Source organism: Ensifer adhaerens (genome assembly GCF_020035535.1).
Lineage (GTDB): Bacteria > Pseudomonadota > Alphaproteobacteria > Rhizobiales > Rhizobiaceae > Ensifer.
In genome coordinates this window covers 1734097-1755619 of record NZ_CP083349.1, presented here as the reverse complement: position 1 = coordinate 1755619, position 21523 = coordinate 1734097, and the positions used below count along the sequence as shown (strand labels likewise).

The 21523-nt window shown below is 62.8% G+C and carries 19 protein-coding genes; 13 read left to right on the top strand and 6 right to left on the bottom strand.

Going from position 1 to position 21523, the window contains the following annotated elements; genetic code table 11:
* Nucleotides 1-111 precede the first annotated feature (111 nt).
* On the bottom strand, nucleotides 112-1041 hold the full coding sequence (locus LAC81_RS08625) for a pseudouridine-5'-phosphate glycosidase (RefSeq protein WP_223727485.1): 930 nt from the start codon (nucleotides 1039-1041) through the stop codon (nucleotides 112-114).
* 31 nt (nucleotides 1042-1072) lie between these two features.
* Nucleotides 1073-2020, bottom strand: coding sequence for a carbohydrate kinase family protein (locus LAC81_RS08620; protein ID WP_223727484.1), 948 nt, complete (start codon nucleotides 2018-2020; stop codon nucleotides 1073-1075).
* Nucleotides 2021-2341: 321 nt separating this feature from the next.
* On the opposite strand from LAC81_RS08620, the gene recA reads away from it, so the two are divergent.
* From recA to LAC81_RS08600, 4 genes are all read left to right on the top strand, one after another.
* Nucleotides 2342-3430, top strand: coding sequence for a recombinase RecA (gene recA, locus LAC81_RS08615; protein WP_043614579.1), 1089 nt, complete (start codon nucleotides 2342-2344; stop codon nucleotides 3428-3430).
* 231 nt (nucleotides 3431-3661) lie between these two features.
* Entirely contained in the window at nucleotides 3662-6325 is a 2664-nt protein-coding gene (gene alaS, locus LAC81_RS08610) for an alanine--tRNA ligase (RefSeq protein WP_113540059.1), read from the top strand.
* A 332-nt stretch (nucleotides 6326-6657) separates the two neighbouring features.
* Nucleotides 6658-7509, top strand: coding sequence for an AraC family transcriptional regulator (locus LAC81_RS08605; protein ID WP_223727483.1), 852 nt, complete (start codon nucleotides 6658-6660; stop codon nucleotides 7507-7509).
* Between the two features lie 207 nt (nucleotides 7510-7716).
* Complete coding sequence (locus tag LAC81_RS08600) at nucleotides 7717-8712, top strand: carbon-nitrogen hydrolase family protein (RefSeq protein ID WP_223727482.1); 996 nt, start codon at nucleotides 7717-7719, stop codon at nucleotides 8710-8712.
* Nucleotides 8713-8746: 34 nt separating this feature from the next.
* Here the strand turns inward: LAC81_RS08600 and LAC81_RS08595 are convergent, their stop codons facing one another.
* Nucleotides 8747-9343: a demethoxyubiquinone hydroxylase family protein gene (locus tag LAC81_RS08595; protein WP_223727481.1), complete on the bottom strand. Its 597-nt coding sequence runs from the start codon at nucleotides 9341-9343 to the stop codon at nucleotides 8747-8749.
* A gap of 22 nt (nucleotides 9344-9365) precedes the next feature.
* Nucleotides 9366-10580, bottom strand: coding sequence for an NADP-dependent isocitrate dehydrogenase (locus LAC81_RS08590; protein WP_113540055.1), 1215 nt, complete (start codon nucleotides 10578-10580; stop codon nucleotides 9366-9368).
* 358 nt (nucleotides 10581-10938) lie between these two features.
* On the opposite strand from LAC81_RS08590, the gene LAC81_RS08585 reads away from it, so the two are divergent.
* The 3 genes from LAC81_RS08585 (at nucleotide 10939) to murI (ending at nucleotide 14643) form a co-directional block, all read left to right on the top strand.
* On the top strand, nucleotides 10939-12915 hold the full coding sequence (locus tag LAC81_RS08585) for an FUSC family protein (RefSeq protein ID WP_223727480.1): 1977 nt from the start codon (nucleotides 10939-10941) through the stop codon (nucleotides 12913-12915).
* 65 nt (nucleotides 12916-12980) lie between these two features.
* Nucleotides 12981-13811 (top strand): RNA methyltransferase, encoded by an 831-nt coding sequence (locus LAC81_RS08580; protein WP_223727479.1) that lies wholly within the window; start codon nucleotides 12981-12983, stop codon nucleotides 13809-13811.
* Complete coding sequence (gene murI / locus LAC81_RS08575; protein ID WP_223727478.1) at nucleotides 13798-14643, top strand: glutamate racemase; 846 nt, start codon at nucleotides 13798-13800, stop codon at nucleotides 14641-14643. The genes LAC81_RS08580 and murI overlap by 14 nt, the downstream gene beginning before the upstream one ends.
* Nucleotides 14644-14680: 37 nt before the next feature.
* Here the strand turns inward: murI and LAC81_RS08570 are convergent, their stop codons facing one another.
* Complete coding sequence (locus tag LAC81_RS08570) at nucleotides 14681-14866, bottom strand: hypothetical protein (protein ID WP_113540051.1); 186 nt, start codon at nucleotides 14864-14866, stop codon at nucleotides 14681-14683.
* 249 nt (nucleotides 14867-15115) lie between these two features.
* Here LAC81_RS08570 and LAC81_RS08565 point away from each other — a divergent pair, with 249 nt between their 5' ends.
* Nucleotides 15116-16633 (top strand): ATP-binding protein, encoded by a 1518-nt coding sequence (locus tag LAC81_RS08565; RefSeq protein ID WP_223727477.1) that lies wholly within the window; start codon nucleotides 15116-15118, stop codon nucleotides 16631-16633.
* Between the two features lie 54 nt (nucleotides 16634-16687).
* Here LAC81_RS08565 and LAC81_RS08560 read toward each other — a convergent pair whose 3' ends face one another.
* Nucleotides 16688-17023 carry a cupin domain-containing protein gene (locus LAC81_RS08560; protein WP_223727476.1) on the bottom strand — a complete coding sequence of 112 codons (336 nt, stop codon included), beginning with the start codon at nucleotides 17021-17023 and terminating at the stop codon, nucleotides 16688-16690.
* Nucleotides 17024-17139: 116 nt separating this feature from the next.
* Between LAC81_RS08560 and LAC81_RS08555 the strand changes: the two genes are divergently transcribed.
* The 5 genes from LAC81_RS08555 to LAC81_RS08535 all read left to right on the top strand — a co-directional run bounded on the left by LAC81_RS08555 (nucleotide 17140) and on the right by LAC81_RS08535 (nucleotide 21421).
* Nucleotides 17140-17649, top strand: coding sequence for a MarR family winged helix-turn-helix transcriptional regulator (locus LAC81_RS08555; RefSeq protein WP_223727475.1), 510 nt, complete (start codon nucleotides 17140-17142; stop codon nucleotides 17647-17649).
* A gap of 245 nt (nucleotides 17650-17894) precedes the next feature.
* Complete coding sequence (gene rpsD / locus LAC81_RS08550; RefSeq protein ID WP_113540047.1) at nucleotides 17895-18512, top strand: 30S ribosomal protein S4; 618 nt, start codon at nucleotides 17895-17897, stop codon at nucleotides 18510-18512.
* Nucleotides 18513-18655: 143 nt separating this feature from the next.
* Nucleotides 18656-19603, top strand: coding sequence for a glutaminase (locus LAC81_RS08545; RefSeq protein WP_113540046.1), 948 nt, complete (start codon nucleotides 18656-18658; stop codon nucleotides 19601-19603).
* A 112-nt stretch (nucleotides 19604-19715) separates the two neighbouring features.
* The gene (gene ttcA, locus LAC81_RS08540) at nucleotides 19716-20600 is read left to right on the top strand and encodes a tRNA 2-thiocytidine(32) synthetase TtcA (protein WP_223727474.1); all 885 of its coding nucleotides are present in this window, start codon (nucleotides 19716-19718) and stop codon (nucleotides 20598-20600) included.
* The gene (locus LAC81_RS08535) at nucleotides 20597-21421 is read left to right on the top strand and encodes an inositol monophosphatase family protein (RefSeq protein WP_223727473.1); all 825 of its coding nucleotides are present in this window, start codon (nucleotides 20597-20599) and stop codon (nucleotides 21419-21421) included. Before ttcA ends, LAC81_RS08535 begins: the two co-directional genes overlap by 4 nt.
* Nucleotides 21422-21523: the final 102 nt, after the last annotated feature.

The window sequence follows — 21523 nt, the reverse complement described above, 5'->3', positions numbered from 1 at the left end:
CACCGTTCGGTACTTGATTAAACTTCCAGCGCATACTCAACCTTCGCAAATGCAAAAGCCCAGCACTTGCGTGCCGGGCTTTTGCATTTTTCGTGACCTTGCGGCGTGGCGTTATTGCGCGTTCAACGCGACCGCAATTTCGCCGGCGAGGCGGGCATTGTTCTCGACCAGCGCGATGTTGGTCTCGAGGCTGCGGCCCTCGGTCATGTGGAAGAGATTGTCGAGCAGGTAAGGCGTGACGGCCTTGCCGGTGATCTCGTCGCTCTCGGCATTGTCGAGTGCGCGGGCGATGTAGATTTCCATCTCTTCGCGCGGGATTTCGCTTTCTTCCGGAACCGGATTGGCGACCAGCATGCCGCCGTCGACGCCGAGCAGTTCGCGCATGTTCTGGAAGTTGGCGATCGCTGCCGGGCTGTTCAGCATCAGCGGGCTCTTGAGGCCACTGTCGCGCGACCAGAAGGCCGGGAAGATTTCGCTGTCATAGGTGACGACGGGTACGCCGCGGGTTTCGAGCACTTCGAGCGTTTTCGGAATGTCGAGGATTGCCTTGGCGCCGGCGCAAACGACGATGACACCCGTGCGGGCAAGTTCGTCGAGGTCGGCCGAAATGTCGAAGCTGAGTTCGGCGCCGCGATGCACGCCACCGATACCGCCGGTCGCGAAGACGCGAATGCCGGCGCGGGCAGCGGCAATCATCGTCGCGGCAACGGTGGTCGCGCCGGTACGGCGTTCGGCAATCGCGAAGGCGAGGTCGGCGCGCGAGACCTTCATCGCCCCTTCCGTCTTTGCCAGTTCTTCCAGCTTGGCGTCTTCAAGGCCGATATGCAGCACGCCATGGATGACGGCGATCGTTGCCGGCACGGCACCCTGTTCGCGGATGATCGCTTCGACGCTGCGGGCCATGTTCAGATTGCCCGGGTAGGGCATGCCATGGGTGATGATGGTCGATTCCAGCGCCACGATCGGCGCGCCACGCGCCTTGGCGGCTGCGACCTCGTTCGAATATTCCATCGGCAGGGAGGGAGAAGCGGGTTTGGTCATCGTCTTTCCTTGGGAGTTCTGCTGGCAATTGTCATGACAGCATTTGGGGAGCGGGCACAAGGGCCAGCGCCTGTTCGAGATTGGCCGCGGACATCTCTTCGGATGCGGCCAAGGGAGAGCGCAATGTGATTCCGGCGGCTGCGATGCCGTGCCGCAGGCAATCGTCGATGCCGCGACCCGCGAGGCGGGCGGAAAGGAATCCGGAAGCGAGTGCGTCGCCGGCGCCGGTCACGTCGGCAAGTGCCGGCAGGGCCGGCGGAACGGCGACGCAGGTGCGCTCACCATCGAATGCGACGACGGCGCGGCCGCCGCGTGTCACCACGCCGCCCTTGAGGCCTGCGTTTCTCAGCAACGACGGCCACTCTTCAGCCTCGGCCGCGTCCTTGCCGGTCAGCGCCCGTGCCTCGGATTCGTTCATGAACAGGAACGACAGATATGAGAGGCACGAACGGTAGCGGATGACTTTGGCGGGCGAAACCGCAATGCCGGCGACAAGGCACCCGTTGTCGGCAGCCGATTGCACCAGCGCGGCAATCGTTTCTTCCGGCAGGTTGGCATCCGTCAGTACGAGCTTGCTGGTGGCGATGACTTCGCGCAGTGCCCGCCGCTGCAGCTGCCGGGGAGAGAACAGCCGGTAGAGCTCCATGTCCGCGAGCGCGATGACCAGATTGCCGTCGTTTTCGAGGATGGCCGTGTAGCTCGGCGTCTGACGATCGAGAAAGGTGAGGGGGCTGTCGATGACGCCGGCGGCGGCCGCCGCTGCCGTCACCATTTCGCCAGCCGCATCGCCGCCACGCGTGCTGATCATGCGCACGCCATGGCCGAGGCGCGAAAGGTTGCGGGCCGCGTTGAAGCCACCACCGCCGGCCTCTTCGAACCAGGTGCCGGGATTGCTGGACCCCGGTGCCGTCGTTCCCGAAATGCGGCCGCGCCTGTCGATGTGCGCACCGCCGAAAACGGCGATTTCAGCTTCCGTCATGAATGTTCCTCTGCTTGGCCGTTCGGCCGAAATATCTGTTGGCTATCTGCAATGGCCGATGGGCGAATTCCAAGTACCTGATGCGCCTGACGTCTTCGTCGTCGGCGAATCGGCAAAGCCTTACCGGGCAGGTTCGAAGGACTATCCCTCGTCTTCGAGAACCCGTGGTTTCAATCCATGAACATGAACGGAACGAAACCAAAATATCGGTCGTTTTTCAATGTATTGTCCTGCTCTTGCAAATACGGAACAAAACATGTACAAAAACTCCTGCGGCGGCTTCATTGCCTCGGTAGCTTCAATAACCTAAAGGTGGACCAAATGGCACAAAACTCTTTGCGGCTCGTAGAGGACAAATCGGTGGATAAAAGCAAGGCACTTGAAGCGGCACTTTCCCAGATCGAACGTTCGTTCGGCAAGGGATCGATCATGAAGCTCGGTGGGAAGGACAGCATCATTGAGATCGAGACGGTTTCGACCGGCTCTCTCAGCCTCGACATCGCGCTCGGCATTGGCGGCCTGCCGAAGGGCCGTATCGTTGAAATTTACGGCCCGGAAAGCTCGGGTAAGACGACGCTGGCGCTGCAGACCGTCGCCGAAGCACAGAAGAAGGGCGGCATCTGCGCCTTCGTCGACGCCGAACACGCGCTCGATCCGGTCTATGCCCGCAAGCTCGGCGTCGATCTTGAAAACCTCCTGATCTCGCAGCCCGATACCGGCGAGCAGGCGCTTGAGATCACCGACACGCTGGTACGCTCCGGCGCGATCGACGTTCTCGTCGTCGACTCCGTTGCAGCGCTCGTGCCGCGCGCTGAAATCGAAGGCGAAATGGGCGACAGCCTGCCGGGCATGCAGGCCCGTCTGATGAGCCAGGCGCTGCGCAAGCTGACGGCATCGATCTCCAAGTCGAATTGCATGGTCATCTTCATCAACCAGATCCGCATGAAGATCGGCGTCATGTTCGGCTCGCCGGAAACCACCACAGGCGGTAACGCACTGAAATTCTACGCATCCGTGCGCCTCGACATCCGCCGCATCGGTTCGGTCAAGGAGCGCGAAGAGGTTGTTGGCAACCAGACCCGCGTCAAGGTCGTCAAGAACAAGATGGCACCGCCCTTCAAGCAGGTCGAATTCGACATCATGTATGGCGAAGGCGTATCGAAGACTGGCGAACTCGTCGACCTCGGCGTCAAGGCCGGCATCGTCGAGAAGTCCGGCGCCTGGTTCTCCTACAACAGCCAGCGCCTGGGGCAGGGCCGCGAGAACGCCAAGACGTTCCTGCGCGACAATCCGGATCTTGCGCGCGAAATCGAGACGGCGCTACGCCAGAACGCCGGCCTGATCGCCGACCGGTTCCTCGAGAATGGCGGTCCGGAAGCGGACGACGGTGACGAGCCGCCGGAAGCATAAGCCGCTCGGTCCACTGAGGTTACAAGAAAACCGGTCGTTCCATGGGCGGCCGGTTTTTTGCTGGCGTCTGGACAGTCGGATATGTGAGCGATAAAAGCCTTTGGTTCCGGCGACCCAGCGCGTTGGAGGGTGCGGTCGCCGTGGGTGGCTGCAGGGTTTAGGGACAATGGCTTAGTGGCGCGGCGTGGGCCGGACCCGGGCCGGAATCGGTGCTTAAGAATAGGACGCAAGATGAGCGGCGTGAATGAAATCCGGTCGACCTTTCTCGACTATTTCCGCAGAAACGGTCACGAGGTCGTGTCGTCGAGCCCGTTGGTGCCGCGCAACGACCCGACATTGATGTTTACCAATGCCGGTATGGTGCAGTTCAAGAACGTCTTCACCGGCCTGGAGCAGCGTCCCTATTCGACGGCCGTCACGGCGCAGAAATGCGTGCGCGCCGGTGGCAAGCACAACGACCTCGACAACGTCGGCTACACCGCGCGTCACCACACCTTCTTCGAGATGCTCGGCAACTTCTCCTTCGGCGATTACTTCAAGGCGAACGCCATCGAGCTTGCCTGGAACCTGATCACCAAGGAATACGGCCTCGACGCCAAGCGCCTGCTGGTCACGGTCTACCACACCGATGACGAAGCCTTCGACCTCTGGAAGAAGATCGCCGGCTTCTCCGACGACCGTATTATCCGCATTCCGACCAGCGACAACTTCTGGGCGATGGGCGATACCGGCCCGTGCGGCCCGTGCTCTGAAATCTTCTACGACCATGGCGACAAGATCTGGGGCGGACCGCCCGGCTCGGCCGACGAAGATGGTGACCGCTTCATCGAGATCTGGAACCTCGTCTTCATGCAGTACGAGCAGGTCACCAAGGAAGAGCGGGTCAACCTGCCGCGTCCGTCGATCGACACCGGCATGGGCCTCGAGCGCCTGGCAGCCGTGCTGCAGGGCGAACACGACAACTACGACATCGATCTCTTCCGCGCCCTGATCGCCGCGTCCGAAGAGGCAACCGGCGTCAAGGCCGAAGGCGACCGTCGCGCGAGCCACCGCGTCATCGCCGACCACCTGCGCTCCTCCGCCTTCCTGATTGCCGACGGCGTTCTGCCGTCGAACGAAGGCCGGGGCTACGTTCTGCGCCGCATCATGCGCCGCGCCATGCGTCACGCCCAGTTGCTCGGCGCACAGGACCCGTTGATGTGGAAGCTGCTGCCGGCTCTCGTCGGCCAGATGGGACGCGCCTATCCGGAGCTGGTGCGCGCCGAAGCGCTGATCTCCGAGACGCTGAAGCTCGAAGAAACCCGCTTCCGCAAGACGCTGGAGCGCGGGCTCAACCTGCTCTCCGACGCTTCTGCCGATCTGTCTGAAGGCGACCAGTTCAACGGCGAGACCGCGTTCAAGCTCTACGACACCTATGGCTTCCCGCTCGACCTCACCCAGGACGCGCTGCGCGCCAAGGGCATCACCGTCGACACCGATGCCTTCTCGGCCGCCATGGCGCGCCAGAAGGCCGAGGCCCGCGCCAACTGGGCCGGCTCCGGCGAGGCGGCAACCGAAACGATCTGGTTCGAGCTCAGGGAAAAGCACGGTGCCACCGATTTCCTCGGCTATGACACCGAGACGGCCGAAGGGGTGATCCAGGCGATCGTTCGCGATGGCGCCGTCGTCGCTTCGGCTGCCAAGGGCGACACCGTCCAGGTGGTGCTCAACCAGACGCCGTTCTACGGCGAATCGGGCGGCCAGATGGGCGATACCGGCACGATCACCACGGAAGGCGGCAAGCTCACCGTGACGGATACGCAGAAGCGCGGCGAGGGGCTCTTCGTCCACTTCGCAACCGTCGCCGAAGGTTCGGTCAAGACGGGCGACGCCGCCCAGCTCGATGTCGATCACGCGCGCCGCTCGCGCCTTCGCGCCAACCACTCCGCAACCCACCTCTTGCACGAGGCGCTTCGCGAAGTGCTCGGCACCCATGTCGCCCAGAAGGGCTCGCTCGTGGCGCCGGAGCGCCTGCGCTTCGACGTTTCGCATCCGAAGCCGATGACGGCGGAAGAGTTGAAGGTCGTCGAAGAAATGGCCAACGAAATCATCGTGCAGAACACGCCGGTAACCACGCGCCTGATGAGCGTCGATGACGCGATCGCCGAAGGCGCAATGGCGCTCTTCGGCGAAAAGTACGGCGACGAAGTGCGGGTTGTCTCGATGGGTCGCGGCGTTCATGGCTCGAAGGCCAACCGTCCTTACTCCGTCGAACTCTGCGGCGGCACCCACGTATCGGCCACCGGTGACATCGGTCTCGTCCGCGTCGTCTCGGAAAGTGCCGTCGGCGCTGGCGTCCGACGCGTCGAAGCCCTGACCGGCGAAGCGGCGCGCGCCTATCTCAATGAGCAGGACGAGCGCGTGAAGACGCTCGCCAGCACGCTGAAGGTTCAGCCGGCCGACGTGCTCGGCCGCGTCGAAGCGCTGCTTGACGAACGTCGCAAGCTTGAGCGCGAACTGACCGAAGCCAAGAAGAAGCTGGCGCTCGGCGGTGGCGGCGAGGCGGGTTCCGCCGATGCCGCCCGCGAGATCGCCGGCGTCCGCTTCCTCGGCAAGGTCGTTTCGGGCGTCGAGCCCAAGGATCTGAAGAGCCTTGCTGACGACGGCAAGAAGAGCCTCGGCTCGGGCGTCGTTGCTTTCGTCGGCGTGTCCGGCGACGGCAAGGCGAGTGCGGTCGTGGCCGTCACCGATGACCTGACCTCGAAGCTCAGCGCCGTCGACCTCGTTCGCGTCGCGTCTGCCGCTCTCGGCGGCAAGGGCGGCGGCGGCCGTCCCGACATGGCCCAGGCCGGCGGCCCGGATGGCGACAAGGCGGCCGAAGCGATAGAGGCCGTAGCAGTCGCGCTCGCTGGCTGATTGCGAGCGACAGCAGAATAGGAAAAGGGGCGTCCGTTGCGGCGCCCTTTTTGTTTGCATCGGGCAAGGCTTGTGCAGCTCACGGTCGCGGTCCCGCGAGCCCGCTCCAAGCGTGCGTATCATAACCCGCCGGATTACCAGCCCCCACGAACAGAGCCTCTGCGCCTCGGACGGTCAAACCGCGACGTGATTGCTGACCAAGGCACAGTTCTGGGATCGTATATCCCGGAAGGCTTGCACAAATCTCAGTCGAAGCCCGCGCGCAACTCCGCAGGATTTGTCAAATTGATCTATGGTCTACCGATCCGTGAGCAAAGCACGAAAGGTTGGACATGGAAGAGCGGGTAGCGTGGGCGACCTATGAACGGCGCCTGCACCGGGTCAGCGACTATATCTACGGTCATCTCGACGGCGATCTTGACCTCGATCGTCTCTCCGAGATTGCCTGTCTGTCGCCGCACCATTGGCACCGGATCTACCGGGCTGTCCACGGCGAGACCCTGGCCGGAACGGTGAAGCGGCTGCGGCTGCAGCGGGCCGCAGCCGCTCTCGCCCAAACCGATCTTCCTGTCGAAGCGATCGCGCAGCGCTCTGGCTATCCCAATCTGCAATCCTTCAACCGCACCTTCAAGGCCGCCTACGGGCTGCCACCGGCGCGTTACCGGAAGGAGGGGAGCCATGTGGCCTTTGAAACCGCCTCAACGGAAGGAATCCCCGACATGTATGAAGTTACCCTCAAGGACGTCCAGGCCTTCGATCTCGTCGGCGTCGCCCATAGCGGCTCCTATATGGAGATCGGACGGGCATTCGAGACGCTCTATGGCACCCTGTTCTCGCGGCAGCTGTTCCGGCCGGAGATGGAGATGATCGGCATCTATCTCGACGATCCCGAACTGGTGCCGACCGACATGCTGCGTTCCTTCGCCTGCGTCAGCGCGCGCGAACAGATGCCGACGGACGCCCCGCTCACAGCTCAGCACCTCGACGGCGGCCGCTACGCCGTGCTGCGTCACAAAGGGCCCTACGCGGACATGCCCAAGGCCTACCAGTGGCTCTACGGCACCTGGCTGCCGCAGTCCGGCCGCGAGATCCGCGACAGCCTGATGTTCGAGAAGTATTTGAACAATCCCCGCGAAGTCGCGCCGACGGAACTCTTGAGCGAGATCTACCTGCCGTTGAAATGAGGGCGGCCATCCGCTACGCCGCAATTGACGAATCAGCGCCACGCCGCCACCTTTGGATCGGCGTGGCCTGCGCCCAACCTCCAAAGATCGTCCCCAGCACGATCCTTTCACGGAGGCAAAGGGACTTCCGTCTCGGGCCGCAAACCTGGTCCCACCGTTTCGGGTCCGGTTGCTGGGGAACTTGCCCGAGACGCGAAAGGCCCTGTCATGACTGAAAACCGAAATTTCAAACGGCGGGTGCGCGCCCGCGCCGCCAAGACGGGCGAACCCTACACCACAGCACTCATGCATCTTCGCCACGCTTCGTCGAATGAGGTGGCGACGCAACAGAGATCGCTGCGCCTGGCCGTGGCGCAATCCGGCTACTTCGACGATCCTCGCGATGCGGCAGCCCTTCGCCTTGCCGGCGAAGGAATTCGCCACCTGATGCGGGAGGCGCATCGGGCAGGGGCGCGCGTCCTGCATTTCCCCGAGGGCGCGACGTGCTTTCCGAACAAGCGCATCATGTCGGCGGTCGGTCCACGCGAAATTGGCCCATCCGATTGGCGGCGTTTCGAGTGGGCGGTCCTGCGCCATGAACTCGATGCCACACGGACGCTTGCGCGGGAACTCGGACTATGGACCATCCTCGGCTCCGTGCACCGGCTCACCGAACCTCACCGTCCGCACAACAGCCTCTATGTGATCTCGGACAAGGGAACGGTCGCGACGCGCTACGACGAACGCATACTGTCGAATACGAAGATTTCTCACATGTATACGCCCGGCTCCATTCCGGTGACCTTCGAAGTCGATGGCGTCCGCTTCGGCTGCTCGCTCGGCCTCGAGTGCCACTTTCCCGAACTTTTCATCGAATACGAGCGGTTGAACGTCGATTGCGTCCTGTTCTCGACCAGCGGTGGCCCTTTGCCGATAGACCTGACCTTTGCCGCCGAGGTGCAGGGGCATGCATCGACCAACCGGTACTGGGCGAGTTTTGCTGCTCTCTCGCGGCCGGGCCTTGCAGCGCCGTCGGGTATCGTTGCTCCCGACGGCCAATGGGCGGCGCGATGCGCCGGAGACGGACCTTCGATTGTCGTGGCCGAGATCGGCAGCGATCCCGGCGATCCCGCCCGCCCCTGGCGTCGACAGGCGAGAAGTGGGATCTACGATCCGCATATCGTCAGCGACGACCCGCGAAGCAACAGCCGCGACATGTTCTAGGTGCTGACAGGCGCTGTGGCGGGAGCAATCGAACTTAGCGCCGGCTGGATTGCACCGCAGCCTGCCGCAGGGCCGCCGCCATGCGCGCGGAATCGCCCCAGGTCGAAAGCCAGATCAGGACATCGGTGGCAAGGAAGATGATGGAGCGAAGCGCATCGGTGAATCTGTCGCCGCTCGAAAGCTGGGCCTCGGCGTGATCGAGATGAGCCAACTCTTCCTCGCGGATCGACAGGATGAGAGCGTGAAGCTCGGAATCCTTGCCCGCAAGAAAATGTAGCTGATCATCAAGGTGACGGTGCACGGCAGCTTCCACGGCTGCCGTGCAAGCCCATATGCCGCGGCGACCGAGAAGAGCGGTCAGGAAGCCAAGCAACCAGCCGCCCAAACTCCAGAACTGCATGATGCGGCAAGGTCGGGATTTTCGCGTGGGCATCGCCGCGCGAAACAGTGCGCAATGCTCGATCTCGTGGCCAAGCATGTCCGAGAGCATCGGCACGCAATCCTTGTAGAACCGGCGAGCGACGGCAATCTGGGCACTATAAATGCGGATCGCGCCGAATTCCCCGGCGTGATTGACCCTGACGATGCGAGCGATCGTCAGGGCGTTGCGCGGGGAAATCGGCGCGATCAATTTTCAAGCTCTTTCAAGCTTATCAGGCGGCCATGGCCTTCTGCAGGTTCTCGTCGATCTTGTCGAGGAAGCCGGTGGTCGAGAGCCACGGCTGATCGGGACCGATGAGGAGCGCGAGGTCCTTGGTCATGAAGCCGGCTTCGACGGTATCGACGCAGACCTTTTCGAGCGTTTCGGAGAAACGGGCGAGTTCGGCATTGCCGTCGAGCTTGGCACGGTGGGCGAGGCCACGGGTCCAGGCGAAGATGGAGGCGATCGAGTTCGTCGAGGTTTCCTCGCCCTTCTGGTGCTGGCGGTAGTGGCGGGTAACCGTGCCGTGTGCGGCTTCGGCTTCAACCGTCTTACCATCCGGCGTCATCAGAACCGAGGTCATCAGGCCGAGCGAGCCGAAGCCCTGGGCGACGATGTCGGACTGCACGTCGCCGTCGTAGTTCTTGCACGCCCAGACGTAGCCGCCGGACCACTTGAGCGCCGAAGCAACCATGTCGTCGATCAGGCGGTGTTCGTACCAGATCTTCAGTTCCTTGAACTTCTCGGCGAACTCAGCGTCGAAGACCTGCTGGAAGATGTCCTTGAAGCGGCCGTCATAGACCTTGAGGATGGTGTTCTTGGTCGACAGGTAGACCGGAACCTTGCGCTGGATACCGTAGTTGAACGAGGCGCGCGCGAATTCGGTGATCGAATCGTCGAGGTTGTACATGCCCATGGCGACGCCGGCCGACGGTGCGTCGAAGACGTCGTATTCGATTTCCTTGCCGTCCTCACCGACGAACTTCATCGTCAGCTTGCCCTTGCCCGGGAACTTGAAGTCGGTGGCGCGGTACTGGTCGCCGAAGGCGTGACGGCCGACGATGATCGGCTTGGTCCAGCCCGGAACAAGGCGCGGGACGTTCTTGCAGATAATCGGTTCGCGGAAGATGACGCCGCCGAGGATGTTGCGGATCGTGCCGTTCGGCGACTTCCACATCTTCTTCAGCTTGAATTCCTCGACGCGGGCTTCATCCGGCGTGATCGTGGCGCACTTGACGCCGACGCCGTGCTTCTTGATGGCGTTGGCGGCGTCGATCGTGACCTGGTCTTCGGTGGCATCGCGGTTTTCGACGCTGAGGTCGTAATATTCCAGATCGACGTCGAGGTAGGGATGGATCAGCTTGTCCTTGATGAACTGCCAGATGATGCGGGTCATTTCATCGCCGTCGAGTTCGACGACCGGATTGGCGACCTTGATCTTTGCCATGAATATGCCTCGTAGCTTATGCGGGACAGCGGGAGCGATGTCCCTTCCTCTCTGAAAAATCCTGTGCCCTATAGCACTCAGAACCGGCAAGGCAAAGCATGCTTGGCTGAAACTTTGGATGGAGGCGAAGGCGGGCGTCGACCAAGGGTTCGGCCGCACTTTCTGGGCCAAGCGGGCCATGGGTCTCAGGACGCGACAGGGGCGCTGCAACACCTCGAACAACAGTATGTTGTAGCGGAGACAGGCAGTAGGCTTTCGGTGCCGCCGGCCTTGCAAAGATCGCTTCTGCCGCTATGCAGGAAGAACCGGCGAAAGCGGCGCGCGTCCCAAGGCGAGCGCGGACAGGCAAAGGCATCCGATGGCATTTCGTTCCCGTATGCGCGATTGGCTTCTTGCCAACGATCCGGCCTTCTCGCGGTTGCGGCAGGCCTCACGCATCACCGCGACGATCGTCGTTTCCGTGCTGATCCTGATGGCGGTCCATTATCTCGTCGTGCCGCTGCCACCGGCGGCCTATGGCCTTGCCGCGTCACTCTCGATCGAGGGTGGATTAGCGGTGCGCGACCGCACGATTGCAGGGCAACGCGTCACGCGCATCATCGCCGTCCTCGTCGGCGTTTCGATGATCTGGCTCGCTTCGCTGCTCGAGGAACATCGCTACGTCTCGGACGTCGTCTTCCTTCTGATCATCTTTCTCGCGGTCTATGGCCGCTCGTTCGGCCCACGCGGCTTTGCCGTCGGCATGTTTGCGTTCATGTCCTATTTCACCGGCGCCTATCTCCGACCAACGGCCGATCAGCTGCCGGCGCTGTTCTTCGGGGCCGCGGTGTCGGCAACGATCGCCCATCTCGTCCGTACGCGGCTGCTGGCGGATGATCGCTACCGCGATCTGCTGCGCGCCGCGGCCAGCGTGCAGCGTCGCGTCGACCAGATGCTGCTGCAACTGGCGGAGATCGCCCGCAAGCCCGTGCTTTCCGAGGTCGACCGGCGTCGGCTGCTGACGGCCGAAGAGCGGCTGAAGGAAGCGGTGCTGATGGCGGAAAGCTTCATTCCTACCGAGAGCCGGCGGCCGGGGCCGGAGCCAGGCCTTGCGTCCTCGGATCTCGTCATCAATCTCTTCGACCTGCACCTCGCCGCCGAAAGCGTGATCGTGCTCAGCTTCCAGTCGATGCCGCCACCGGCGCTGGTGGAGGCAATGCTGGCCCGCGATGGTGAAAAGATCGACGAGGAAATCGCGCGCCTTGGCGAAGCCGCTCCGCGCCGCGAAGAGACGGTGAAGGCGCTGCTCTGGCTTCGCAACGTCCGGCAGCGGCTTGCCCGCAGCCTGGCGAAGCTGACGCCGGTTGATCTCGAAGAGCCGCCGGCGCTTGAGGGGGGCGCGGCGACGCGCTGGAAGCCATCTCTTGCCGACCCGGCGCTGAAGGCGGCGATCCAGATCACGCTTGCTACGGGCATCGCCATGATCTTTGGGCTGATGCTCTCACGCGAGCGCTGGTTCTGGGCGGTGCTTGCCGCGTTTCTGGTCTTCACCAACACGCGCTCGCGCGGCGATACGGCCGTAAAGGCGCTGCAGCGTTCAGCGGGTACGCTCTTCGGCATCGTGGTCGGCATCGTCGTTGGCACGCTGGTCGGCGGCAGCATCTATCTGGTGCTGCCACTGAGCGCGCTTTGCGTCTTTCTCGCCTTCTATTTCCTGGCAGTCTCCTATGCGACGATGACTTTCTTCATCTCGGTCGTGCTGTCGCTGGTCTACAGCCTCATGGGCGTGCTGACCCCACATCTCCTGCAGCTCCGCCTCGAGGAAACGATGATCGGCTCGATTGCCGGCGCAGCCGTTGCCTTCGTCGTGTTTCCGACCCGGACGCGCACGACGCTCGATGCCGCCGTCGCAACATGGTGCGACGAACTGACGGGCCTGTTGCAGGCGGCGAGGGACGGGGCCTCGGGGTTGGTGCTCATCACCCGATCGCAGGCGCTCGACCGGGCCTATCGCGATCTGGCTGCCGCGGCAAAGCCGCTCGGGCTTCCCTGGCAGCTCGTCACGCGTCCCGGCCATGTCCGCCAGGCGCTGGCGATCTTCATGGCCTGCACCTATTGGGCACGGGTGTTCGCGCGGCGCGTCGGCACGGATGCAGACGCGGTCGGTGCGGCATTCAAGGACGACATCGACGCCAATCTCGCACTCGTTCAGTCCGTGCGCGACAAGGCGTCGGCCTATTTCTACGAGGTCGGCCGGATCGGCGGGCCGGTCGATCGGCATCTGCCGATATCGCGAGACGACGCCGAGCTCGGCCTTGAGATGATCGGCGTCTCTCTCAACCGCCTTCATCTGTAGTGGACTTTAATTTCTGCAGCATTTGTGCGAGGGAAGCGCCGAACGTCAGGCGAAGGCACGAGAAAATGGCAGGTACGAATAGCGAGCGCGAACTTCTGGCGGAAGGACCGGCGATCATCCTCGCCTATCCGCAGCTCGGCGAAAACATCGGCATGGTCGCCCGCGCGATGGCGAATTTCGGCCTGGCCGAGCTTCGGCTCGTCAATCCGCGCGACGGCTGGCCGAGCGAAAAGGCGCGCTCCGCCGCGAGCCGCGCCGACCACGTGATCGACGCTGCCAAGCTCTACGGCTCGGTCGAAGAGGCGATCGCCGACCTCAACTTCGTCTATGCCACGACCGCTCGTGATCGCGACGGCTACAAGCCGGTGCGCTCGCCAATCGTCGCGGCGCGGACGCTTCGCCAGCGCTTTCAGGGTGGCGAGAAGACCGGGATCCTGTTCGGGCGCGAGCGCACGGGCCTTACGAACGAGGAAGTGGCCCTTGCCGACGAGATCGTGACCTTTCCGGTCAATCCGGCTTTCGCCTCGCTCAATCTCGCCCAGGCCGTGCTTTTGATGTCCTATGAGTGGCTGAAGACCGGGATGGAGTCTGAGGACGAGACCTCGTTCCAGGCGATCGAGCAGCGACCGGCGACCAAGGAACACCTGCAGGGTCTGTTCGAGCATGTCGAGGAAGCACTCGATGCGCGCAACTACTTCCGTTCCGCCGACAAAAAGCCGAAATTGGTCGAGAACCTGCGCGCGGTTCTGACCAGACCGTCCTTTACCGAATCCGAAATCCAGGTGCTACGCGGCGTCATTTCTTCGCTCGACCGGTTTACGCGGGAAAACCCGCGCGGCTCCGGCGCTCCGGGTGAACACAGCAGGAAAGCGCGAGACAAAGGTGACAGCGAGTGAACTGAAACCCATCCTCGTCTTCGACAGCGGCATCGGCGGCTTGACGGTGCTGCGCGAGGCGAGGGTGCTGATGCCCGAGCGACATTTCATCTATGTCGCCGATGATGCCGGCTTTCCCTATGGTGGCTGGGAAGAGGCGGCACTGAAAGAGCGGGTGATCGATCTCTTTGGCCGACTGCTCACCGAACACGATCCGGAAATCTGCGTAATCGCCTGCAACACCGCTTTCACGCTCGTCGGCGCCGATCTTCGCGCAGCCTATCCACAAATGACCTTTGTCGGCACGGTCCCGGCAATCAAGCCAGCGGCCGAGCGCACGCGCTCCGGCCTCGTCTCGGTGCTGGCGACGCCCGGCACGGTCAAGCGTGCCTATACCCGCGATCTCATCCAGTCCTTTGCCAGCCAGTGCCATGTGCGCCTTGTCGGCTCGGAGAACCTCGCCAAGATGGCGGAGGCCTATATTCGCGGCGAGAAGCTCGACGACGAGACCGTCCAGGCAGAGATCGCGCCGTGCTTCGTCGAGATGGACGGCAGGAAGACCGATATCGTGGTGCTCGCCTGCACGCATTATCCCTTCATGGCCAACGTTTTCCGCAGGCTCGCACCCTGGCCGGTCGACTGGCTGGATCCGGCCGAAGCGATCGCCCGGCGGGCGCGCTCGCTGGTGCCGCAGCCCAACGGCTTCGAGCCGCTGAACGGCCAGGACCCGGCGATCTTCACCTCGGGCAAACCCGATTTTGCCACGCGCCGGCTGATGCAGGGCTTCGGGCTGACGGTGGCACCTGAAGCCATCGTGGAAAAACGAGCAGGGCACGCCGAAGCGCTCGGGTAGAGCCCTGTTCATGCGTCGCTACGACCGGCACGGCACTCTAAAGGAAGATCGCCAGCAACAGGCCGATCAGAACGGCCAACACGCAGGCGGCGCGAAAGCGCATGCGGCCGGCCCGTGCGGCGTCGTCTTTCGAGGCGACCCGTTGCGTGTCCTTGTAAGCATCGCGCATACGCTGATCGAGATTGTGCAGCTCCATCTGCTGTTCTGTTTCGTAGTGCTCCATTCCTGCCCCTGGCAAATCGCTTCGACTAAAACCCAAATGGGCATTCGTCCTTACTCGCAAAAGTACGATCCTCAACTTTATATTGTAGCGACCGGATTCTGCATCCGGTTATTTTGCGGAGACTTTCCTGCGCGTATTCCCTGTGGGTTTTGTGCGCCAGCGGCACGATTTCCGGGAAAACCGTGCTAGGTGTCGCCCGACGGGCGGTCTCCGCGTGATCGCGAATCAGTTCAACATGAAGAGGTGGAAATGAAGGTCGGCATCGACATGGGAGCGACGTCCGAAGGGACATCGGCCTCGCTCGATATCGAGGAGCTTCTGGCCACCCGTCTTCTGGTGCAGGGCAATTCCGGTTCGGGCAAGTCGCATCTCCTGCGCCGGCTGCTGGAGCAATCGGCGCCCTGGGTGCAGCAGTGCATCATCGACCCCGAAGGCGATTTCGTCACGCTCGCCGACAAGTTCGGCCACGTGGTCGTCGAGGGCGAGCGGACCGACGCGGAACTGATCGGCATCGCCACCCGCATCCGCCAGCACCGCGTCTCCTGCGTGCTGTCGCTGGAAGGGCTCGATATCGAGCAGCAGATGCGCAATGCCGGCGTGTTCCTGAACGCCATGTTCGATGCGGACCGCGAATACTGGTATCCGGTTCTCGTCGTCGTCGACGAGGCGCAGATGTTTGCGCCATCGGTTGCCGGCGACGTCACCGAAGAGGTGCGCAAGATTTCGCTCGGCGCCATGACCAACCTGATGTGCCGCGGCCGCAAACGCGGCCTTGCCGGCGTCATCGCCACGCAGCGCCTGGCGAAGCTTGCCAAGAACGTCGCGGCGGAAGCCTCCAACTTCCTGATGGGACGCACCTTCCTCGACATTGACATGCTGCGTGCAGCCGATCTGCTTGGCATGGACCGGCGCACGGCGGAAATGTTCCGCGACCTGAAGCGTGGCTCCTTCGTCGCGCTCGGCCCGGCGCTTTCGCGACGCCCTCTCAAGGTGACGATCGGCACGGTCGAGACCTCGGCCCGCTCGACGAGCCCGAAGTTGATGCCGCTGCCCGAAGCGCCACAGGACGTCGAAGACCTGATCTTCACGCCGGATCCGGACGAGTTGACCCGGCCGATCATGCGCCGCGTCGTCGCGCCGCCGCGGCCGACGACCGACATCCTCGCCGAACTGTCGCGTCCGCGGCCGGAAGCCGCTGCGCCGATTGAGGCACGGCAGGCCCAGCAGGAGATGTCTGCCGAAGAAAAGGAGACCCTGCTCGACAGTGTCTTCGCGGAAATTCTGACCAATCCGGAGGCGGCCTTCCGGCCCGATGCGGAACTGTTTCAGGACTTCCTGGTGCGATGCCGCATCCGTCGCCTCCCGTCAGGCGCAGCTCTTTCCCTCAGCGCGTTCCGCCGTAAGATGGCGGTCGCCCGTTCCGGGATCGACGCCGAGACGGCAGCGACAGAGGTTTGGGCACAGGCGTTGCTGCTCGCCGATCGCGTCACCGAAGACCTGCAGGCGGTGTTCCTGATGATGGCACAGGCCGCAATTCGCAGCCTGCCGTGTCCTTCGGACGCGATGATTGCACGTGCCTACGGCACGCATTCTGCAAGACGGGCCCGTCGTCTGCTCGGCTATTTCGAGGAGCATGGGCTGATCGTCATCCATGCCGATTTCACCGGCAAACGGATCGTTGCGTTCCCGGACCTTGGCAGCGAGACCGCGCCCGGCGATGCGAACGGGCCCGACACGGCAAGCACGACGGCAGCAGCAGCCGAGTAAGCTCTGCCTAGGGTGCCGCCTCCCAGTGCTGGAACAGCCCGACCATCGCCGGCGCTACAGCCAACTCTGAACCACCCGGTCGGATGCGTGGATGCAGGTCATCTGCAGCCGGCCCGTGCCGGTGTTGACGAAACGGTGCGGCGTTTCGGGGTCGACGACGATGATGTCACCGGCCTTGCCCTTGATCTTCTGTTCACCCACGGTGAATTCCGCTTCGCCGGAATGAACGATCCACGTCTCCGGATAAGGGTGGACGTGAAGGGCTGGCCCCTGGCCGGGTTCGGCATCCATGAGAAAGAGCGAAATCGGGGTTCCGAATTGACCGCCCTCGAACAGGATCGTCCGGTTCGGGCTCTGTTTCTGCTCTGCACGTGGAATGACATGAAACATGCTGGCCTCCCTAGTCGCCGGCTTGGCTTTCTCAAGCGGATGAATTATCTTCACGAGAAGATATTATGCTAATCTATCTTCCCGTCAAGATAGATTGATGAAGATCGAGGTGAACGATGCGGAACGAGAATGAGGCGAGGGATCACGTCGACCGGTTGCAGGGGCAGTGGCAGCGTGAACTGCCCGATCTCGATACCGAGCCGATGACGATCCTCGGGCGTGCCTACCGCCTTTCCAATCTCGTCCGTCCGTCGATCGAGGAGACCTTTGCCTCCTTCGGCCTCGACCGCGGCGAGTTCGACGTGATTTCGACGCTGCGGCGATCCGGGCCGCCCTATCGACTGACGCCGACGGACCTCTATACGTTGCTGATGATCTCGTCGGGTGGGCTGACGCACCGGCTCGATCGGCTGCAGAAGGCAGGACTGATCGTGCGTGAACGCTCCGCATCCGATGGCCGCAGCAGCGTCGTCGGATTGACCGACAAGGGAATAGCCCTTGCGGAAGCGGCGATTCGCGCAGATATGACCAGCGAAGCACGGTACCTCGAAGGATTGAGCGCGGAAGACCGCACCGCTCTGGCTGGGCTGCTCAGGAAGCTGCTCGTCTCGCTGGAACGGGCCTGACCTGTTGATCCGACGTGAAGCGAAGCCGATTGCCACGATTTCGTTTGACAATAGTGGCCCGACACACTAAAGCCGCCCCAACGCCGGGCAGAAATGTCCGGTGTTTCATTTGACATGTCCCGTGGCTTCTCCGTCAGCGTGATCGTGAGAAACCTGTCAGAACCCCGAAAATGGGTTCAGAGGAGGGCGTGTTTCCTTGATCCGGCTTGGAAACAGGCCGGTGTAACCGTTTGAAAGGAAATGCGATGAGCAAGCGCGAATCGTCCAAGTACAAAATTGACCGCCGTATGGGCGAAAACATCTGGGGCCGTCCGAAGTCCCCGGTTAATCGCCGCGAATACGGCCCGGGCCAGCACGGTCAGCGCCGCAAGTCCAAGCTTTCGGACTTCGGTGTACAGCTGCGCGCCAAGCAGAAGCTCAAGGGCTACTACGGCGACATCCGCGAGAAGCAGTTCCGCGCGATCTTCGCTGAAGCTTCCCGCCGCAAGGGCGACACCCCGGAGAACCTGATCGGCCTGCTCGAATCGCGCCTCGACGCGATCGTCTACCGCGCCAAGTTCGTTCCGACGGTCTTCGCCGCCCGTCAGTTCGTCAACCACGGCCACGTCAAGGTCAACGGTGTTCGCGTCAACATCGGTTCCTACCGTTGCAAGCCGGGCGACGTCATCGAAGTCAAGGAAAAGTCCAAGCAGCTCGTGACCGTTCTCGAATCGGTTTCGCTCGCTGAACGCGACGTTCCTGATTACATCGAAGTCGACCACAACAAGATGGTTGCGACCTACGTCCGCGTTCCGGTTCTCTCCGACGTTCCTTACGCCGTCGTCATGGAACCGCACCTGGTCGTCGAATTCTATTCGCGTTAATCCGAGGCTCGCGCCTTGTGACGTTTCGAAAACCGCCCGTTTCCGGGCGGTTTTTTTGTCTGTAGCCTTCGCTACGCGACCGCACTCCGATCATGGTGATCTCACCTCCTTGTCTCCGAAGGCGGTGAGCGAGAGGGAAGCCGATGCCTGAGCAGAACGCTCCGCAAGACCTGCAGGCGATCATCGACGATATCCACCGGGAACTGAGCCCAAGGTTCGGCCAAGGCAAGGTCGCCGACTACATTCCGCAGCTCGCGCGGGTCGATGCCAAGCATTTCGGCATGGCGATCGTCACCACCGACGGCAAGATCTATCGGGTTGGCGATGCCGAGGTGCCGTTTTCGATCCAGAGCGTCTCGAAGGTGTTCACGCTGACGCTGGCGCTCGGCAAACACGGCGAGAACATCTGGCACCGGGTCGGTCGCGAACCGTCCGGCTCCGCGTTCAATTCGATCGTGCAGCTCGAGCATGAGGGCGGCAAGCCGCGCAATCCCTTCATCAATGCCGGTGCGATCACCATCAGCGACCTGATCCTCGCAGGCCATACGCCGCGCGAACTGATCGGCGAAATCGTGCAGTTCGTCCGCTATCTTGCCGACGACGACCAGATCGTCATCGACCACGAGGTTGCGCGTTCGGAGACGGCCACCGGCTACCGCAACTTCGCGCTCGCAAACTTCATGCGCTCCTATGGCCGGCTCGACCATCCTGTCGACCATGTGCTCGGCGTCTACTTCCATCATTGCGCCCTGGCGATGACCTGCAGCCAGCTGGCGAAAGCCGGCCTGTTTCTGGCCGCAGGCGGCAGTAACCCGCTGACGGGCCACAACGTGGTCTCGCGCCAGCGGGCGCGGCGCATCAACGCGCTGATGCTGACCTGCGGCCACTATGACGGCTCGGGCGATTTCGCCTATCGCGTCGGCCTGCCTGGAAAGAGCGGCGTCGGCGGCGGCATTCTGGCGGTTGCTCCGGGCAAGGCGTCGGTCGCCGTCTGGTCGCCGGGTCTCAACGAGAACGGCAATTCGCTGCTCGGTTCGCTGGCGCTCGAAATGTTGGCAGCACGCACCGGCTGGTCGGTGTTCGGGTCGTAAGGACCGGTCAGCGGGCGATTTTCCTTGATCTTGACGGCTGGAGCGGGCAAGTGCTGGCCAAGATTTGCCGGGCGCCGATTGCGCCCGCTCCTGCCGCACAGGATCCCCTGCCATGGACCTTTCGCTCACGTCGTCGCAAGACCCGGTCGAAGCCACTTTCGATGAGGTCGAGATCGACGCCGGCACGCATCCGCTGTTCAGCCGCATGCCGTCCTCCGTCTCGTTCAACAAGCTGCGCAAGCGCCTGCTGCGCCAGACCCGCCAAGCGCTCGACGACTTCGGCATGCTGAAAGGCTCGAAGCGCTGGCTGATCGGTCTTTCCGGCGGCAAGGACAGCTATAGCCTGCTGGCGCTGCTCATGGATCTGCAATGGCGCGGGCTGCTGCCGGTGGAGCTGATCGCCTGCAATCTCGACCAGGGGCAGCCGAACTTCCCGAAGCATATCCTGCCGGAGTACCTGGCATCGATCGGCGTCAAGCATCGCATCGAATATCGTGACACCTATTCGATCGTGAAGGAGAAGGTGCCGACGGGTGCCACCTACTGCTCCCTCTGTTCGCGGCTGCGCCGCGGCAACCTCTACCGCGTCGCCCGCGAAGAGGGCTGCGACGCGCTGGTTCTCGGCCACCACCGCGAGGACATCCTCGAAACCTTCTTCATGAACTTTTTCCATGGCGGCCGGCTCGCCTCGATGCCGGCAAAGCTCCTCAACGACGAAGGCGATTTGATGGTACTTCGTCCGCTTGCCTATGCGGCCGAGGACGACCTCGCCAAGTTCGCGGCGGCGATGGAGTTCCCGATCATCCCCTGCGATCTCTGCGGCTCGCAGGATGGACTTGAGCGCAATGCGATGAAGGCGATGCTTTCCGATATCGAGCGGCGCATGCCGGGCCGCAAGGACACGATGCTGCGCGCGCTCGGCCATGTGAACCCGTCGCATCTGCTCGATCCCAAGCTGTTCGATTTCCAGTCCCTTACACCGGAGCCCAAAGAATGAGCCATTCCGTCGACATCGCCGGCCTCGCCAACCTCATGCAGGAGGCGGCGGTCAAAGAAATCCTGCCGCGGTTCCGCAATCTCGGGGTGGACGATGTCCGGATGAAGTCGGAAGCGATCGATCTCGTGACCGAAGCCGACGAGGCAGCCGAACGGCTGATCAAGTCCCGTATGGAAGACATAGCGCCCGGCGCGCTGTTCGTTGGCGAAGAATCGGTCGCCGCCGACCCGGCGCTGCTCGACAAGCTTGCCGATGCCGACCTCGCCGTTGTCGTCGACCCGATCGATGGCACCTTCAATTTCGCTGCCGGCGTTCCGCTTTTCGGCGTCATGGCGAGCGTCGTTGCGAAGGGTGAGACGGTTGCCGGCATCATCTACGATCCGCTCGGCAACGACTGGGTGATCGCGGAGAAGGGCTCGGGTGCCTGGATGTGCCGCCCGGATGGAACGCAGGAGCGCATGTCGGTCACCGCCGGCGTGCCGCTCGAAGCCATGGTCGGCGGGGCGTCGACCGGTTTCTACCAGCAGGAAGCACGACGCGAAGTCATGGCCAACATGGCCAAGGTCCGCATCGCCACCAGCTATCGCTGTGCCGCGCATGAGTACCGCATGCTTGCCGGCGGCCACATTCACTTCCTGATGTACCAGAAGCTGATGCCCTGGGATCATCTCGCCGGCACGCTGATCTCGCAGGAAGCCGGTGCCTATGCCGCCCGCTTCGACGGTTCGCCCTATCTGCCGGCCCATCTCAATGGCGGACTTCTGCTGGCGACAGACAAGGAAAGCTGGGAGACGCTTCGCCGCGAAGTCTTCACGGTCTGATCCACCGTCCATGCTCAACTTACTTAAATGTGGAATCGTTAGGACCGTCTTCAGCAATACCCCTTATAACCCCGGTTATCGGGGGTATTGCGTATGCCGGAG